General features: G+C 68.1%; 12 protein-coding genes. 5 read left to right on the top strand and 7 right to left on the bottom strand.

The features are described 5' to 3' along the window. Positions 1–13: 13 nt before the first annotated feature. Positions 14–2,356 (bottom strand): M4 family metallopeptidase, encoded by a 2,343-nt coding sequence (locus ACT53Q_RS01175; RefSeq protein ID WP_476184832.1) that lies wholly within the window; start codon positions 2,354–2,356, stop codon positions 14–16. A 472-nt stretch (positions 2,357–2,828) separates the two neighbouring features. Between ACT53Q_RS01175 and ACT53Q_RS01170 the strand changes: the two genes are divergently transcribed. Beyond that, positions 2,829–7,790, top strand: a complete 4,962-nt coding sequence (locus tag ACT53Q_RS01170) for an alpha-2-macroglobulin family protein (protein ID WP_476184831.1) — start codon at positions 2,829–2,831, stop codon at positions 7,788–7,790. Between the two features lie 101 nt (positions 7,791–7,891). Beyond that, entirely contained in the window at positions 7,892–10,264 is a 2,373-nt protein-coding gene (pbpC, locus tag ACT53Q_RS01165; protein ID WP_476184830.1) for a penicillin-binding protein 1C, read from the top strand. A 60-nt stretch (positions 10,265–10,324) separates the two neighbouring features. On the opposite strand, the gene ACT53Q_RS01160 is transcribed toward pbpC, so the two are convergent. Together ACT53Q_RS01160 and ACT53Q_RS01155 are read right to left on the bottom strand one after the other, a co-directional pair. Further along, entirely contained in the window at positions 10,325–10,903 is a 579-nt protein-coding gene (locus ACT53Q_RS01160; protein WP_476184829.1) for a ferritin-like domain-containing protein, read from the bottom strand. A gap of 56 nt (positions 10,904–10,959) precedes the next feature. After that, positions 10,960–11,439 (bottom strand): redoxin family protein, encoded by a 480-nt coding sequence (locus ACT53Q_RS01155; RefSeq protein ID WP_476184828.1) that lies wholly within the window; start codon positions 11,437–11,439, stop codon positions 10,960–10,962. Positions 11,440–11,591: 152 nt separating this feature from the next. Between ACT53Q_RS01155 and ACT53Q_RS01150 the strand changes: the two genes are divergently transcribed. Continuing rightward, positions 11,592–12,059 (top strand): Hsp20/alpha crystallin family protein, encoded by a 468-nt coding sequence (locus ACT53Q_RS01150; protein ID WP_476184827.1) that lies wholly within the window; start codon positions 11,592–11,594, stop codon positions 12,057–12,059. A 145-nt stretch (positions 12,060–12,204) separates the two neighbouring features. Beyond that, positions 12,205–13,101: a DnaJ C-terminal domain-containing protein gene (locus tag ACT53Q_RS01145; protein ID WP_476184826.1), complete on the top strand. Its 897-nt coding sequence runs from the start codon at positions 12,205–12,207 to the stop codon at positions 13,099–13,101. 63 nt (positions 13,102–13,164) lie between these two features. Here the strand turns inward: ACT53Q_RS01145 and pilH are convergent, their stop codons facing one another. Further along, positions 13,165–13,536 carry a twitching motility response regulator PilH gene (pilH, locus tag ACT53Q_RS01140; RefSeq protein WP_476184825.1) on the bottom strand — a complete coding sequence of 124 codons (372 nt, stop codon included), beginning with the start codon at positions 13,534–13,536 and terminating at the stop codon, positions 13,165–13,167. A 101-nt stretch (positions 13,537–13,637) separates the two neighbouring features. Further along, complete coding sequence (locus ACT53Q_RS01135) at positions 13,638–14,633, bottom strand: YhdH/YhfP family quinone oxidoreductase (protein ID WP_476184824.1); 996 nt, start codon at positions 14,631–14,633, stop codon at positions 13,638–13,640. A gap of 328 nt (positions 14,634–14,961) precedes the next feature. Here ACT53Q_RS01135 and ACT53Q_RS01130 point away from each other — a divergent pair, with 328 nt between their 5' ends. After that, on the top strand, positions 14,962–15,144 hold the full coding sequence (locus ACT53Q_RS01130; protein WP_476184823.1) for a GIY-YIG nuclease family protein: 183 nt from the start codon (positions 14,962–14,964) through the stop codon (positions 15,142–15,144). 133 nt (positions 15,145–15,277) lie between these two features. Here the strand turns inward: ACT53Q_RS01130 and ACT53Q_RS01125 are convergent, their stop codons facing one another. Together ACT53Q_RS01125 and ACT53Q_RS01120 are read right to left on the bottom strand one after the other, a co-directional pair. Continuing rightward, the gene (locus ACT53Q_RS01125) at positions 15,278–15,871 is read right to left on the bottom strand and encodes an LOG family protein (protein ID WP_476184822.1); all 594 of its coding nucleotides are present in this window, start codon (positions 15,869–15,871) and stop codon (positions 15,278–15,280) included. A gap of 20 nt (positions 15,872–15,891) precedes the next feature. Continuing rightward, on the bottom strand, positions 15,892–16,770 hold the full coding sequence (locus tag ACT53Q_RS01120) for a class I SAM-dependent methyltransferase (RefSeq protein WP_476184821.1): 879 nt from the start codon (positions 16,768–16,770) through the stop codon (positions 15,892–15,894).

Genomic DNA, 16,770 nt, shown 5'->3' with positions numbered 1-16,770 from the left:
GTTTCCGGCGACGTCAGGGCTTGACGAGGAACTCCCAGGCGTAGTCCTTGCCAGTCTGGCTCAGCGCCGTTGCGGTGTGCAGCGAGAAGTTCTGGAATCCGGCGGCACCGTTCAGCACGTGCGCTTCGGTGGTGTTCGAGGCGCCCAGTTTGCTGATCGCGAACAGATCGATCGTGCCGTCGCGGTTGTAGTCGCCCAGCGCGAAGCTCCATGCGCCGTTGCTGGCGGTCTGGCCGAGTGCGGTGGCGGTCTGCAGAAGGAAGTTCTGGTAACCGTTGGCGCCGTTCAGCACGTGCACTTCGGTGGTGCCCGATCCGCCGAGGCGGAAGATGCCGTAGACGTCGGGATAGCCGTCCTTGTTGTAGTCGCCGACCTTGAACACCCAACTGCCGTCGCTGCCGGTCTGGCCGAGCACCGAGGCGTGATGGCCCAGGAAGGTCTGGAAGTTGCCGACGCCGTTGAGCACATGCACTTCGGTCTTGCCGGACGCGCCGACACGGTTGATCGCGTACAGGTCCGGGGTACCGTCGCGGTTGTAGTCGCCGAGATCGAACATCCAGGTCGTGTCGGTCCCGGTGACGTGCAGTGCGGTCGTGGTGTTGACCAGGAAGCTCTGGTAGCCGTTCGCGCCGTTCAGCACGTGGACTTCGGTCGTGTTCGAGCCGCCCTGCTTCTTGACGACGTAGAGATCCTGCACGCCGTCCTTGTTGTAGTCGCCCAGCGCGAAGGCCCATGCCGCGTCGTTGCCGGTCTGGTGCAGCGCGGTGGCGATGTGGACCGAGAAGTTCTGGTAGCCGGCCGCACCGTTCAACGCATGCACTTCGGTCTTGCCGGACGCACCCAGCTTGGCGATGGCGATGATGTCGGGGCCCGAGGCCGCCTGCGGGCACGCAGCGCCGACGGCGCTGAACGCCGCAGTCACATCGCCGACGCTGTAGCCGTAATCGCTGGCCGCGGTCTGCACGCCGCACACGCCCTGGTTGAAGTTCGTGCTCGCGGTCCAGTAGAGATCGTTCGCGCGCGCGAACGCCTGGAACGCCTTCTGCGTGTTCCAGCCCGGCTTCGTCGCCAGCAGGTAGAACGCCTTGTTGTACACGCCCGAGCTGTAGTGCACGTCCAGTCCGTCGTAGTAGCTCGCGGTGTTGTCGATCGATCGGCCGTCCAGCGGCGGGTTGTACATGTAGCGCAGCGCGCCGCTGCCCTTGAAGATGTCGTAACCGACCTTGAAGTCGTTGCTGCCGCGCATGTAGTACTCGGCGGCTTCGCCGGCGATGTCGGAGTACGCCTCGTTGATGCCGCCCGACTGACCGGAGTAGGTCAGGTTCGAGTTCTGCGAGGTGAAACCGTGCGAGACCTCGTGCGACGACACGTCCAAGCTGACCAGCGGATAGAACGTGCTGGCGCCGTCGCCGAAGGTCATCGACGAGCCGTCCCAGAACGCGTTCTCGTAGTTCGTGCTGTAGTGCACGCGCATCGTCAGCTGGAACGTCAACGGCGGCTTGCCGATGTAGGCGTTGTACATGTTGTAGACGACGCTGCCGAAGTAATGCGCGTCGTTGAGCGGCGAGTAGGCGCCGTTGATCACCTTCACGGTGCTGCGCGGGCAGGTATAGGCGAACGCCGTGCTGCCGGTCGTGCCGCCATTGAGGTTCACCGTCTTCACGTTGGCGTTGTTCATCGTGCAGGTCGTGCCCGACTGCGCGACGTCCAGGTAGCCGTAGTTCGTGCCGTATTCGTACTGGCCGATCTTGGCGTTGCCGCCGGGGCCGGTGCCGATGAGCGCGGTTTCGAGCGCGTTCCACTGCTTCAGCACGCGGCCGTTCTCTGCATCGACGATCACGGTCGGGCGCATCGGCGAGCCGCCGCGGGCGCTGTCGGCGAAGTAGCTCACGACGTAGGCCTTGCGTGCGCGGCCGGCGTCGTCGACGTAGATCATCAGCGGCGAAGCTTCGTCGCGGGTGCGCATGAAGCCGACGCGATTGCCCAGGCCGGCGCTCTTCGCGATCGACAGCGCACGCGTCGCAGCCAGGCGCGGCTTGCCGGCGGGGATCTGCGCGGCGAGATCGTCGAGCTTCTGGCCGAACAGCGTGCGCACGTTGCCAGAGGTGTCCTCGCTGACGACGATGCCTTCGCCGAACACGGGAATGCCACGGAAGGTCTGCTGGTAGCGGTGGTTGCGCACGCCGAGCGTCGACTTGCGGTCGAGCAGGACGAGCCGCGAATCGGCGTCGAGGCCGAGCGCGCGTTCGTGGCGGCTGTGGACGGTGTCAGTGGCGGCGGCCTTGGCGAGGGCGGCGTTGCGCTGCACGACATCGCGGGCGTCGAGTGCATGGAGGTCGGTGCGGGTGGCGGCCATGGCCGCGGGGGCGCAGAGGCTCAGGGCAACCGCCGAAGCGAGCATCGCCCGGCGGCGTGGAAGCATCATCATGATTCAACACTCCATGGTGGCGGGCCCGGTGTCCCGGGCGATGGACGCGCCGTGGGTCCGGCGCGCCGGTTCCTTGTCCATGCGTCCGTCCGGAAGCCGCCGGCCGAAACCGCAGGCGGGAGGCGGAGGCATGGTGCGAGAAGGCCTCGCCCGGCCAGTATCCGCGCGTGTCATGTCTCCGGGCGAGACGGAATCCGGGCCCCATGCCCCCTTCCGACAAGCGGTGGAGACGATCACGAAATCAAAGCCTTACGGCGATACCACCCTGTCGGAGCGGCCACGGTTTCCGCAGGTCCGGTTGGCTTCCGTTAAAGTTAAAAAAAAGTCAAAAAAATGTTCAGAAAAAGTGATCCGTTACTCTAAAAGCTCTCTATACTCCGCCCAACATCCAGGAGGCCATATGTGTCGCTCGTCGCGGTTCGGGTTGGTGGGTCGGGTTCGCGGTCTGGTGGGGAAGTGGGTGGCGGGAGCGGGGTTGGCGGTGCTGCTGGTGGCCCTGCCGGGCTGCGGCGACAAGGCCAAGGGGCAGTTGCCCGAAGTGAGCGGCGAGGCCATCCAGGCCAAGCATGAAGAGACGAAGACTTTCGCCGTCCTCCGGGCGTACCCGGATCAGGACGGCGACACGCTGTCGGTGGCGCTGGAGTTCTCGCGGCCGGTGGTGGGCACCCAGAACTTCGACCAGTTGATCGCGTTCGACCATCCGCCGACCGAGAAGAGCGGCTGGAAGCTCGACGACAGCGGCAAGATCCTGCGTTACCCGTACGTGGCGGTGAACACCGACTACGTCCTGAAAATCTCGGGCAAGCTGGCCGCCGCCGATGGCACCACGCTCGGCCGCGACGCCGAGCTGAAGGTCTACACCGGCGAACTGAAACCCGCGGTCGGCTTCGCCTCGCAGGGCAGCGTGCTGCCGGCGCGCGAGAGCCGCGGCCTGCCGGTCGTGTCGGTGAACGTGCCGGAGGTCGACGTCGAATTCCTCCGCGTCCGCGAGAAGTCGCTGCCGCAGTTCTTCCACGAATACCAGCGCGGCGGCCGCCGCAGCGGCTGGGAACTGGACAGCGAGTACGACGACAAGACGCCGCTGGAGAAGCTGGCCGAGCCGGTCTACACCAACCGGTTCGTGCTTGGCGGCAAGCGCAACGAGCGCATGGTCACCTACCTGCCGATCCAGGACATCGAGGAACTGCAGGAGCCGGGCCTGTACTTCGCGGTGATGAAGCGCACCGGCCAGTTCGGCGAGCAGTACGAAACCACGTTCTTCACCGTCAGCGACATCGGCCTGCACGTCCGTGCCTACAAGGACAAGCTGTTCGTGCACACGGCCTCGCTGCAGGACGGTTCGGGCATTTCCGGTGTCGACCTGCAGGTGCTGAACGCCTCCGGCGAGACCTCGCTCAAGGGCCAGACCGACCGCAACGGCAACGTGCTGCTGAACTACAAGCTCGACGCCACCCAGGTGCTGGTCGCGCGCCGCGGCAAGGACGTGTCGATGCTGCCGTTCAACCAGCCGGCGCTGGACCTGTCCGAATTCGCCGTCAGCGGCCGCGAATCCGCGTGGTTCGACGTGTTCGCGTGGTCGGGCCGCGATCTGTACCGCCCGGGTGAAATCGTCCGCATCTCCGCGCTGCTGCGCGACAACGACGGCAAGCCGGTGCCGATGAAGGGCAACAAGGCGCAGCCGCTGTTCGTGCGCCTGAAGCAGCCCAACGGCAAGCCCTTCGTCGAGAGCCGCATCGAGGCCGGCGCGCAGGGTTACTACCGCTTCGAGAAACTCATCCCGCAGGAAGCGCCGACCGGCCGCTGGCAGGTCGAATTCCGCACCGATCCGGCCAGCGCCGAGGCGGTGCAGGGCATGACCCTGCGCATCGAGGAATTCCTGCCCGAGCGCATGAAGCTCGACCTCGACACCGCGACGGCCACGCTCAAACCCGGCCAGCCGCTGACGCTGAAAGCGACCGGCGCGTATCTCTACGGTGCGCCGGCCGCGGGCAACCGTTTCACCGCGAAGCTGGCGGTGGCGGTCGAACAGCATCCGATCGAGAACCTGCCCGGCTATTTCTTCGGCGACCCGACGATGAGCCTGCCCAAGGACGCGAAGGACGTCGTCGACACCACGCTGGACGACAAGGGCCAGCTGAGCGAGGACATCGCGCTGCCCGACGAAGCCAAGCCGCAGTCGCCGATCGCCGCGATCGTGTCCGGCAGCCTGTTCGAGACCGGCGGACGCAGCGTCGATCGCTCGCTCAAGCGCGTGATGTGGCCGGCGGATGCCATCGTCGGCGTGCGCCCGCTGTTCGACGACAAGGACGGTGCCGACAGCGACACCGACGCCGGCTTCCAGTTCCTGCGCGTGGGCGCCGACGGCAAGCCGCGCCCGGCGAAGGGCCTGAAGGTGACGCTGGTGCGCGAGCATCGCGACTACCACTGGAACTACGATGACGACGAGGGCTGGGATTTCGACTTCACCTCGCGCTTCGAGAACGTCGAGACCCGCACGATCGACGCCGGCGTGACGCCGGTGCGCCTGGCGTTCCCGGTGGAGTGGGGCGGATACCGCATCGACGTGCTCGATCCGGTGACCGGCCTGACCACGCGCTATCCGTTCAACGCCGGCTGGAGCTGGGACGACGAGAACCGCGGCCTCGACGCACGCCCCGACAAGGTCAAGGTCGCGCTCGACAAGACCGCGTACCACGCCGGCGACACGCTGAAGGCGACGCTGACGCCGCCGCACGAGGGCAAGGGCCTGCTGATGGTCGAGACCGACCATCTGCTGTACGTGCAGGAAATCGACGTCAAGCGCGGCAGCACGTTCGAGATCCCGGTGACGAAGGACTGGGAACGCCACGATGTCTACGTCACCGCGCTGGTGTTCCGCGGCGGCACTGCGTCGAACAAGATCACCCCGGCGCGCGCCGTGGGCGTGGCCTTCGTGCCGATGGATCGCACCGACCGTCGCGTCGAGGTCGGGTTGTCGCTGCCGAAGCAGATGCGCCCCGAGCAGACGCTGACCACCACCGTCGCGGTGCCGAAGCTGGCCGGGCAGGAAGCGTTCGTCACCGTGTCCGCGGTGGACGTGGGCATCCTCAACATCACCCGCTTCCCGGTACCCGACGCCAACAAGCAGTTCTTCGCGCAGCGTCGCCTGGGCGTGGACGCCTACGACATCTACGGTCGCGTGATCGAAAGCCTCGACGGCGAGATCGGCAAGATCCGTTTCGGCGGCGACATGGCGCTGCAGCCGCTGGCGCAGGCGCGGCGTCCCACCTCGAAGGTGCAGACGGTCGACCTGTTCTCCGGTCCGGTGAAGCTGGACGCGAAGGGCATCGCGCGGATCCCGCTCAAGGTGCCCGATTTCAACGGCACGCTGCGCGTCTCGGCGCTCGCGTACTCCGCCCAGCGCTACGGCAACGCCGACAGCGAGATCATCGTGCAGGCGCCGATCGTCGCCGAAGCGAGCTATCCGCGCGTGCTGGCGCCGGGCGACCGCAGCAACGTCACGCTCGACCTCACCAACTTCACCGGCAAGCCCGGCAGCTTCGCGGTGCAGGTCGACGGCATCGGGCCGTTGACCATCGGCGAAGGCGCGCGCACGGCGAAGCTCGGTGCGGGCGGCAAGACCACGCTGACCTTCCCGCTGTCGGCGGGCGAGGGCTACACCACCGCGAAGATCCGCGTGCGCGTCGACGGCAACGGCTTCAGGGTCGACCGCCGCTTCGACATGCCGGTGCGTCCGGCGTGGCCCAGCGTGCTGCGCGCGCGTTCGGTGACGATGGCGGAAGGCGTGCCGATCGCGATGGGCGCCGACATGGCCGAAGGCCTGATGCCGGGCTCGGTGAATGCGCAGATGACGGTGAGCGCGCTGCCGCCGATTCCTTTCGCCAGTGCGTTGCAGGGCGTGCTCGACTACCCCTACGGCTGCGCCGAGCAGACCACCAGCAAGGGCTACGCCGCGCTGGTGATGGACGCCGACACCGCAAAGATGCTCGACGCCAAGGGCCTCGACGCCGCGACCCGCAAGGCGCGGATGGAAGGCGCGTTCGGCCGGCTGGCCGCGATGCAGGTGTCGAACGGCCACTTCTCGATGTGGGGCGACGACAGCTACGTCAATCCGGCGCTGACGCCGTACATCGTCGAGTTCCTGCTGGATGCGCGCGAGGCGGGTTTCGCGGTGCCGGACGCCATGCTGCAGAAGTCGCTGCAGCGCCTGAGCGAGGACCTGCTGGCCGGCGGCAACGAGTTCTACGGCAAGGAGCATCGCGAGCACCTGAAGTTCGCCTACCAGGCGCATGCCGGCTACGTGCTGGCGCGCGTGAACCGCGCCCCGCTCGGCACGCTGCGCGCGCTGTACGACAACGATCGCGGCAAGGCGATGAACGGGCTGTCGCTGGTGCACCTCGGCCTCGCGCTGTCGCTGCAGGGCGACCGTACCCGCGGTGCCAAGGCATTGCAGGCGGGCTTCGATTTCGACACCTCGAAGAACCGCTACGGCTACCTCGGCGACTACAGCAGCGACATCCGCGACGCTGCACTGATGCTCGCGCTCACCCACGAACGCGGCCTGTCGAAGCCGGAGTACGACGCGAAGGTGCTGGACCTCGGCAAGGCGCTCGACGTGCGCCGCGGCTACCACTGGTTCTGGCTGAGCACGCAGGAGCAGGTGGCGCTGGCGCGGGTCGGCCGCGCGCTGCTGGCGGACCAGAAGAAGACCGTGTCGGGCACCTGGAAGCTGGGCGATGCCGCGGATGCCGTGGACGCGCGCCGGATGCAGAGCCGCCGCGTCGACTTCACCACGCTCTCGCGCGGCTTCCGCTTCGAGCCCGCGGCCGGCAGCGCTTCGCCGCTGTACGCCAGCCTCGAAGTCGCCGGCGTGCCGCGCACGGCGCCGGCGGAGGACAAGAGCGACATCGGCATCGAGCGCAAGTGGTACACCACCGACGGCAAGCCGTGGAAGCCGGGCCCGATCGCGGAAGGCGAGGCGCTGATCGTCTCGGTCAGCATCACCGCCGACCAGACCATGCCCGACGCGCTGCTCACCGACCTGCTGCCTGCGGGTCTCGAAATCGAGAACTTCAACCTCGGCGACGAGAAGCAGTGGGCCGACGTGGTGGTCGACGGCATCGAGATCACCGATCGCGGCAGTGCCGCCGAAGTGCAGCACGAGGAGTATCGCGACGACCGCTACGTGGCCGCGGTGAAGCTCGACGCCGGTTCGACCGCGCGCGTGTTCTACCTCGTGCGCGCGGTGACGCCGGGCACCTACACCGTGCCGCCGTCGCTGGTCGAGGACATGTACAGGCCGCAGTTGCGCGGCGTGGGCAAGTCCGTGCCGGCCACGATCACGGTCGTGCAGCCGAAGTGATCGGTCTGCGTTGATTCGCCCCCGCAACCTCCTCCGCACCATCGCGGAGGAGGTTGCCTCTCCTTCCTTCGATGTCCGTGTCGCATCAGGCGACTCTTCCGATGATCCGCATGCCTGTCGCCCGCTGGTCCTGGCGTCGCGCGCTGTCCTGGGCGCGCTGGAGCCTCGCCGGGCTGTTGTCGCTGCTGTTGCTGCTCGACCTGCTGTTCCCGCCGCAATTGCCGAAGGCGCGCGACACCAGCACGCTGGTCGTCGCCCGCGACGGCACGCCGCTGCGCGCCTTCGCCGACGATGAAGGCGTGTGGCGCTATCCGGCCACGCCCGAAAGCGTGTCGCCGCTGTACCTCGACGCGCTGCTGAACTACGAGGATCGCTGGTTCTGGCAGCATCCGGGCGTGAATCCGTATGCGCTGCTGCGTGCCGGCGGCCAGATGCTGGGCAGCGGCGAAGTGGTCTCCGGCGGCTCCACGCTGACGATGCAGGTCGCGCGCATCCTCGATGCCGACCACGGCACCACGACGCGCACGCCGTGGCGCAAGCTGAAGCAGATCCTGCGCGCGCTGCAGCTCGAACTGCACCTGACCAAGCGCCAGATCCTGACGCTGTATCTCGAACGCGCGCCGTTCGGTGGCACCATCGAAGGCGTCGAAGCGGCGAGCTGGGCCTACCTCGGCAAGCCGGCGTCGCGGCTGTCGCGCGCCGAGGCGTCGCTGCTGGCGGTGCTGCCGCAGTCGCCGAGCCGCCTGCGGCCGGATCGTCACCCCGAGGCCGCACGCATCGCGCGCGACAAGGTGCTCGATCGCATGGCCGACCTCGGCGTCTGGCGCCGCGCGGACGTGGCGGATGCGAAGATCGAACCGGTCGTCGCGCGCCAGCTGCAGCCGCCGCTCAGCGCCGCGCTGCTCGCGCAGCGCCTGCACGGCGCGCACCCGAAGGCCGCGCGGATCGTCTCGACGATCGATCCCAACCTGCAGCGTACGCTGGAAGAGCGCGTCGCCGCGTACTTCTCCAACCTGCCGGCGCGCACGTCCGCGGCGCTGCTGGTGGTCGACAACACGACGATGGAGGCGCGCGCCTACGTCGGTTCGCTGCACTTCGGCGACAAGGAGCGACTCGGCCACGTCGACATGGTGCAGGCCTGGCGCTCGCCGGGCTCCACGCTCAAGCCGTTCCTCTACGGCATGGCGATCGACGACGGCGTGATCCATTCCGAAAGCCTGCTGATCGACGCGCCGCAGAGTTTCGGCGACTACCGGCCCGGCAATTTCGGCGAGACCTTCAACGGTCCGATCGGCGCCGCGGAAGCGCTGCGGCTGTCGCTCAACGTGCCCGCGGTCGACCTGCTCGATCGCGTCGGTTCGCAGCGTTTCGCCGCGCGGCTCGGGCATGCGGGCCTGTCGCTGAAGTTCCCGGCGGGGGCGAAGCCGAACCTCGCGCTGATCCTCGGCGGCACCGGCGCGCGGCTGGAGGATCTGGTCGGTGCCTACGCCGCGTTCAATCGCGGCGGCATCGCCGGACGCGTGCGCTACACGCCGCAGGATGCGACGGCCGATCGGCGCGTGCTGTCGCCGGGCGCGGCGTGGATCGTGCGCGACATCCTCGAATCGAATCCGCGCCCGGGTGAGCTGCTGCAGTACGACCGCGGCTCGCGGCCGCGCGTGGCGTGGAAGACCGGCACCAGTTACGGCTTCCGCGATGCGTGGGCGGTCGGCGGCACGCGTCGCTACACCGTCGGCGTGTGGGTGGGCCGGCCCGACGGCACGCCGCTGCCCGGGCAGTACGGCGCGATCACCGCGCTGCCGCTGCTGTTTGAAGTGGTGGATTCGCTGCCGGGGCAGCGCGTGGAAGCCGCCTCGCCGCCGCCTGCGGGCGTGGCCGAGGCCGAGATCTGCTGGCCGCTGGGCATCGCCGCGGACCAGCAATCGCCGGCGCTGTGCCAGCGGCGCATGAAGGCGTGGACGCTCGACGGCGCGGTGCCGCCGACCTTCGCGGAGCGCGGCGCGCGGCTGTGGAATGCCGGTCGCGAACGCTTCGAGGTCGATCTCGACACCGGGCGTCGCGTGTCCGCGACGTGTTCGCTGCCGCATCGCACGGAAGCCCGCGAGATCGCGCGCTGGCCCGCGCTGGCATCGCCGTGGCTGTCGAGCGAGACGCGCGCTGCGTCGACGCTGCCGGTGCTCGCCGACGATTGCATGGCCGACGGGCGCGACGCGGTCGAGACGCTGCGCATCGACGGCCTCAACGACGGCGCCACGCTCGCGCGTGCGCCCGGCAGCGAGCACCCGGTGCGCCTGTCGCTGCGTGCGCTCGGCACCGAGCGCGACGTGCAGTGGCTGCTGGACGGACAGTGGGTCGGCGAGAGCGCCGGGCGTGCGCCGCTGGTGCGCGACTTCGCCGAAGTCGGCGAGCACACGCTGACCGCATTGTCGGCCAGCGGTGCATGGACACGGATTCGGTTCCGGATCCTCGAATGACGTCGCTGTCGTGAGGCCGATCGCTTCCGCGCGCCATGCGCGGAAGCGACGGTGGTTGGATCAGTTGCCGATCCAGCCTTCCAGCAGGTCCGCGAATTCGTCGGCGTGCTCTTCTTCCTGCGCGAGGATGTCTTCCAGCATGCGGCGCGTCGTCGAATCCTTGTCGCCAACCCAGCCGATCATTTCGCGATAGCTGTCGATCGCGATGCGTTCGGCGATGAGGTTCTCCTTCACCATGTCGCGCAGGTCCTTGCCTTCCTTGTATTCGGCATGGGCGCGCGCGGTGAGGGTGTCGGGATTGAGGTCGGGCTCGCCGCCGAGCTGCACGATGCGTTCGGCGATGCGGTGCGCGTGCGCCTGTTCCTGCTGCGCGTGTTCGAGAAACTCGGCCTTCACGGCATCGGCGAGCATGCCCGATGCCATGAAGTAGTGCCGGTAGTAGCGCAGCACGCAGACGTACTCGGTGGCGAGCGCGTCGTTGAGCAGCTTGATCAGCGTCTTGCGGTCGCCCGTGTAGGTGTCGGTGATCGCGCCGTCCTCGATCTGCTTGCGCGCGTTGGCGCGGAGCGTTTCGCGGCTGGTGAGGCCGGCGGTGGTCGTGGTCTTCTTCGCGGTGGAGCGTGACGTGTTGCGGGCCATGGCGGGTCCTCCTGAGGTGCCCGCATCCTAGTGGCCGATCGAACGCCCCGGCGTTTTCAGGGCAGCAGCGAAAGCATGTGTTCAGCGGAGGACACGCGGAACTCGCCGGGCGCCTCGATTTCGAGCAATTTGACGATGCCGTTGTCGACGTACATTGCAAAACGCTTGCTGCGCAGGCCCATGCCGTAGGCGCTCGCGTCCATCTCCAGGCCGAGTGCGCGGGCGAAGTCGCCGTTGCCGTCGGCGAGGATGTCCATCTCCGCGGGCGCGTTCTGGCTGGCGGCCCAGGCCTTCATCACGAACGGATCGTTCACCGACATGCAGGCCACGCCCACGCCCTTGTCGCGGAACGCATCGAACTGCGCGATGAAGCCGGGCAGGTGTTTTTCGGAACACGTCGGCGTGAACGCGCCGGGCACGGCGAAGAGGACGACCTTGCGACCTTCGAAGAAACGATGGGTGTCGACGGTCTCGATGCCGTCGTTGATGCGCTTGATGTTGACCTCGGGAATGCGGTCGCCGATCTGGATGGTCATGCGGAACTCCTGTTGGGTGAGTGCGGCGACAGTGTAGGCTGAAACATGAACGCTTGCCGCGACGGGATCGTGACGAACCCCCTTGAAATGCAGGGTGGCGCACACATCTTCCGGTCATGGCGGCACGGTGCCGCCCCATCACGGAGACACCCATGAGCGTCATGCGCTATCAGCAGGCCTGGCCGGCACAGGCTCGCGCCCAGGACGAATTCAAGCAGTTGTTCGAGCGCTTCTTCAACGCCGGCAACACCACCGATGAATCCGCCGTCGTCACCAGCCAGTGGGTGCCGCGCGTGGACATCCGCGAGGAAGCGGATCGCTTTTTGATCCTCGCCGACCTGCCGGGCATCGATCCGGAAGAGGTCGCGGTGCTGATGGACAAGGGCATCCTCAGCATCAAGGGCGAGCGCAAGAATGCCTTCGCCGAATCGAACGAGCGCTTCTCGCGCATCGAGCGTCGCTACGGCAGCTTCCATCGCCGCTTCGCGCTGCCCGACACCGCCGATGCCGAGGGCATCACCGCGACCGGTCGCAACGGCGTGCTGGAGATCGCGATCCCGAAGCGTCCGGAATCCTCGCCGCGTCGCATCCAGGTGGGCGCCCGGCCGACGAATGCCTGATCGGCCCTGATCGTTCCGCCGCGCGTGCATCGTCGTCGATGCGCGCGTCCCCCAGCGACCGCGCCGGCATGCAACCGGTCGCGGTCGTTTTGTTATCGTGCGCGTCCCGTTTCGTCCTCAAGACCCCGTTCGCAGGACCAGGCCCATGCGTTTCAAGGATTACTACGACATTCTCGGCGTCGAGCCCGGCGCGGGCGAGGCGGAGATCAAGACCGCCTACCGCCGGCTCGCGCGCAAGTACCACCCCGACGTGAGCAAGGAAGCCGACGCCGAGGACAGGTTCAAGGCCGTCAACGAGGCCTACGAGGCCCTGCGCGACCCCGAGAAGCGCAAGGCCTACGACCAGCTCCGCGCCCGCGGCTATCGCCCGGGCGACGAAGTGCAGCCGCCGCCCGGAGGCTTCGGCGGTGGCCCGGGCGGCTTCGATTTCGAGGACGTGTTCGCCGGCGGCGGCAACGGCGGCTTCAGCGATTTCTTCCAGGAACTGTTCGGTCGCCGTCGCGGCGGTCCGGGTGGTCCCGGTCCGCAGCCGCGCGGCGACGGCGCGACCCGCGCCCGCTTCGCGGTGCCGCTGGAGGCCGTGTACGCCGGTCATCCGGTGCGGGTGTCGGTGGCCGGCAAGTCGCTGGAGGTGCGCGTGCCCAAGGGCATCCGGCCGGGGCAGGCGATCCGCCTGGCCGGGCAGGGGCCGGGCGGCGGCGATCTGCTGCTGGAAGTCGAGTACGCCGCCGATCCGCGCTTCGAGGTCGACGGCCGCAACGTGATCCACGTGCTGCCGGTGGCGCCGTGGGAAGCCGCGCTGGGCGCGACGCTGAGCGTGCCCACGCTGGGCGGGCCGGTGGAGCTGAAGATTCCCGCGGATTCCGAGGGCGGACGCAAGCTGCGCCTGCGCGGACGCGGGTTGCCCGGCACCGGCGGTGCGCCGGCGGGCGACCAGATCGTCGAACTGGAAGTGCTGGCGCCCAAGGCCAACACCGAGCAGGAGCGCGAGGCCTACCGCCGCCTGCGCGAAGTCTTCGGCGACGACTGGCGTCGCGCCTGACGAGGCAATGGGATGTCGGGACGATCGGCGGGCCGGGTGGGCCCGCCGGCGTCAGCCGGGCCTTCAGCCGAGGCCGGTGACGTAGCGGGTGATGGTGTCCGCCAGCTCGGTTTCGCTGAAAGGCTTGGTCAGGTAGGCGCGGGCGCCCTGACGCATGCCCCACACGCGGTCGGTGTCCTGGTCCTTGGTCGTGACCAGCACGATCGGGATGTGCTTGGTGGTCGGCTCGCGCGAGATCGTGCGCGTGGCCTGGAAGCCGTTGAGGTTCGGCATGACCACATCCATCAGGATGAGGTCGGGAATTTCACGCTTGGCGACGTCGACGCCCGCCGCGCCGTCCTCGGCGGTCAATGCCTCGTGTCCAAGTTTTTCGACGATGCGGCGGATGCCCATCAGTTGCGACGGCGAATCGTCGACGATCAGGATGCGAGCCATGGAGACCCCCGGAAAAGACTGCGTTCAGTGTAGTCGGGTGCGGGCCGGGCCGGAAGCGGGCACCGGTGATTTGTTGATGCAACGCACACGGCGCCGCCCGGTCAGCCGATCCGGACCAGCGTCCGGCCCAGCGATCCCCCGGCCAGCATGCCCGCGAACACCTGCGGCAGCGCGTCCAGAGTGACCTCCCGGGTGCAGATCGTGTCCAGATGCGCCGGTTTCCAGTCCGAAGCCAGACGTTCCCAGACCTGTTCACGGATATCGCGGGCGGTTCCGGCCGAGGCCACGCCCAGCAGCGACACGCCGCGGATGATGAAGGGCATGACCGTGGTCGGCAGGTCCGCGGTCGCGGCCAGTCCGGCGCTGGCGACGTTGCCGTAGGGCCGGGTCCGCGCCAGCAGGCTGGCGAGCATCGTGCCGCCGACGTTGTCCAGGCCGCCGCCGAAGCGGGCGTTCTCCAGCGGCCGGGCCTCGGCCAGCGCCTCGCGGCCCAGCACCTCGGTCGCGCCCAGCGCCTTGAGATAGCCCGCATGCTCGGGCTTGCCGCTGATCGCGTGCACCTCGTAGCCGGCCCGGGTGAACACATCGACCGCCAGCGAACCCACGCCGCCGGTGGCGCCGGTGACGGCCAGCGGCCCCAGTGCGGGGCTCTGGCGATTCTCTTCCATGCGCAGCAGCCCGAGCGCCGCGGTGAAGCCGGCGGTGCCGAGGATCATGCTCTCGCGCAGGCTCAGGCCCGCGGGCAGCGGGATCGCCCATTTCGCTTCGATCCTCGCGTATTCCGAATAGCCGCCGTCGCGGGTCTCGCTCAGACCGCAGCCGGTGACCAGCACCGCGTCGCCCTCGCGGAAGCCCAGCGCCTCGGACGCGACCACGTGCCCGGCCACGTCGATGCCTCCGACCAGCGGGAAACTGCGCAGGATCTTGCCCTCGCCGGTGCCGGCGAGCGCGTCCTTGTAGTTCACCGACGAGTACGCCGTCTTGATGACGATCTCGCCTGGCGCGAGGTCGTCGATCGACACGTGCTCCAGCCCGCTGCGATAGCCGTGGGCGTCGTTGTGGATGCGGAAGGCCTGGAAGGCATTGGGAACGGACATGTCGGCGAACCTCGGACGACGGTGGCGCCATGATCGCACGCCATCGCGTCTGCTCAATCCGGGGCGAGGCGCTCGCTTGTGCGCACCTGAAACCCGTCATCCTCGCGCATGCGAGGACCCACCTGTCCGATGTCGCAACCGCCGGACATGCCGTCGCGGCATTTTCCGACATCGCGACATCGAGCATGCGGCGACCATGCGATCATGAAATCGCCCTGCGTCTACCTGCTCGCAAGCCGTCGCAACGGCACGCTCTACATCGGCGTCACGTCCAATCTGCTCGGACGAAATCTGGTAGCACCGACAAGGGCTCTGCGCGGGCTTCACGATGCGCTACGGCGTGCATCGATTGGTGTGGTTCGAGTCGCATGACACCATGGCGCAGGCCATCGCCCGCGAGAAGGCGCTGAAGCACTGGCGGCGCACGTGGAAGATCGCCTTGATCGAGGCACGGAATCCAGATTGGGTCGATCTGTATCCGGGGTTGGCGAAGTGGCAGGGGGCGAGGTGAGTCGCCTTCGGGGAATCGACGACGGCTGATGCGTGGGTCCTCGCTTGCGCGAGGATGACGGCAAACAAGGTCTCGTCGATGGCGATCGCGCGCCGATTCACCGGCGCGCATCCTCATGGATCGAGAAGACGCCTCAGCGCATCTCCCGCCGCCGCTTTTCGTCCATCCACTTGTCGGCTTCGGCGGGGACGTAGCCCTGCATCCACGGGAACAGGAGATCGAGGTCTTCGCCGTGCCACAGGTCGTGGCGTTGTTCGGGGTGCAGGAAGCGTTCCTCGACCATGCGGTCGATCATGCCGATCAGCGGCGTGTAGAAGCCGTCGACGTCGAGGAAGGCGCAGGGTTTGCGGCCGAGGCCTAGCTGGCGCCAGGTCAGCATCTCGAACATCTCGTCGAGGGTGCCGAAGCCGCCGGGCAGGGCGATGAAGCCGTCGGCGAGGTCGAACATGCGCGCCTTGCGTTCGTGCATGTTGGCGACCACTTCCAGCCGGGTCACGCCCTTGTGCGCGACTTCCCACTGCACGAGTTGTTCGGGGATCACGCCGACGACGTCGCCGCCGTTCGCCAGCACGGCGTCGGCGACGATGCCCATCAGGCCGACGTTGCCGCCGCCGTAGACCAGTTGCAGCCCTTCGGCCGCGATGCGCGTGCCCAGCGCGGTCGCGCGCTCGGCGTAGACCGGCTTGGCGCCGGCGTTGGAACCACAGTAGACGCAGATCGATTTCATCGTGGAATGCAGGGCCTTGTTCAATGTTCGGAGTGCAGCAGCATGATGCCGGACATGCGCTTGCCGGCTTCGGTCTTTTCCTTCGGCTGCAGCTTGCCGAGGAGGTTCCACAGCCAGGCGAAGCGCGGGGTGCGTTTCAGCCGGAACGATTCGGTCCACGACGAACGCCATTCGGTTTCGCGCCAGCCGTGCGCCGCGAACCATGCAGTGCCTTCGGCCGGTGCGAACAGGAACGGCGCGTTGCCGTCGCGCAGCCGGCCGAGCCACTGTTTCTCGAGGTATTTCAGCAGCATCGGCGAGGCGAGGTCGCTCAGCCACCAGCGCGCCCGCGCGACGTCGTGCAGGTCGCGTGCGAGCGCGGCGACGTCGTCCGGCGGCAGGTAGACCAGCAGGCCTTCGGTGATCACCAGCACCGGGCCTTCGCGTGCGGCGTCGGCGAAGACACGGCGACGCAGTTCGCCGTCGCGCAGGTCGGCGGCGACGAAGTCCAGCCGGCATTTCGGTGTTTCGCCGGCCATGTGCCCGCGGAAGTAGTCGACCATGTCGGGCATGTCGACGTGGATCCAGCGCAGGTCCGCGGGCAGGTCCATGCGGTAGGGGCGGGCGTCGAGGCCGGCGGCGAGGTTGAGCACGGTGCGCGCGCCCTCGCGCACGCAGCGCGTGACGATCTCGTCCATCACCGCGGTGCGCACGATCATCGGCCACGCCATCGCGGCGCCGTTCGGCATCTCGCGGACGATCGTCTCGCCGCGTTCGCCGCCGAGGCGGCGGGCGTAGGGATCGCGGAAGATCGCGTCCGGACGTTCGCTTTCCATCGCGCGGTAAATCGCCACCCACAGCGCGGTATCGGAAACGTTGCGGATCGCGTTGGCAGACTCAACCGCGGGCGTGTCGGTCAT

The sequence above is a fragment of the Lysobacter sp. DMC97 genome (genome assembly GCF_056313745.1).
The sequence above is the reverse complement of the archived record's forward strand: the minus strand, read 5'-3'. Positions and strand labels throughout refer to the sequence as shown.

Excerpts from the sequence above, each read along its gene's own strand:
- ACT53Q_RS01170 (WP_476184831.1), top strand. The coding sequence starts at position 2,829 with ATGTGTCGCTCGTCGCGGTTCGGGTTGGTGGGTCGGGTTCGCGGTCTG.
- pbpC (WP_476184830.1), top strand. The coding sequence starts at position 7,892 with ATGATCCGCATGCCTGTCGCCCGCTGGTCCTGGCGTCGCGCGCTGTCC.
- pilH (WP_476184825.1), bottom strand. The coding sequence starts at position 13,536 with ATGGCTCGCATCCTGATCGTCGACGATTCGCCGTCGCAACTGATGGGC.
- ACT53Q_RS01160 (WP_476184829.1), bottom strand. The coding sequence starts at position 10,903 with ATGGCCCGCAACACGTCACGCTCCACCGCGAAGAAGACCACGACCACC.
- ACT53Q_RS01175 (WP_476184832.1), bottom strand. The coding sequence starts at position 2,356 with ATGGCCGCCACCCGCACCGACCTCCATGCACTCGACGCCCGCGATGTC.
- ACT53Q_RS01135 (WP_476184824.1), bottom strand. The coding sequence starts at position 14,633 with ATGTCCGTTCCCAATGCCTTCCAGGCCTTCCGCATCCACAACGACGCC.
- ACT53Q_RS01155 (WP_476184828.1), bottom strand. The coding sequence starts at position 11,439 with ATGACCATCCAGATCGGCGACCGCATTCCCGAGGTCAACATCAAGCGC.
- ACT53Q_RS01150 (WP_476184827.1), top strand. The coding sequence starts at position 11,592 with ATGAGCGTCATGCGCTATCAGCAGGCCTGGCCGGCACAGGCTCGCGCC.
- ACT53Q_RS01125 (WP_476184822.1), bottom strand. The coding sequence starts at position 15,871 with ATGAAATCGATCTGCGTCTACTGTGGTTCCAACGCCGGCGCCAAGCCG.
- ACT53Q_RS01130 (WP_476184823.1), top strand. The coding sequence starts at position 14,962 with ATGCGCTACGGCGTGCATCGATTGGTGTGGTTCGAGTCGCATGACACC.
- ACT53Q_RS01120 (WP_476184821.1), bottom strand. The coding sequence starts at position 16,770 with ATGACCGACACGCCCGCGGTTGAGTCTGCCAACGCGATCCGCAACGTT.
- ACT53Q_RS01145 (WP_476184826.1), top strand. The coding sequence starts at position 12,205 with ATGCGTTTCAAGGATTACTACGACATTCTCGGCGTCGAGCCCGGCGCG.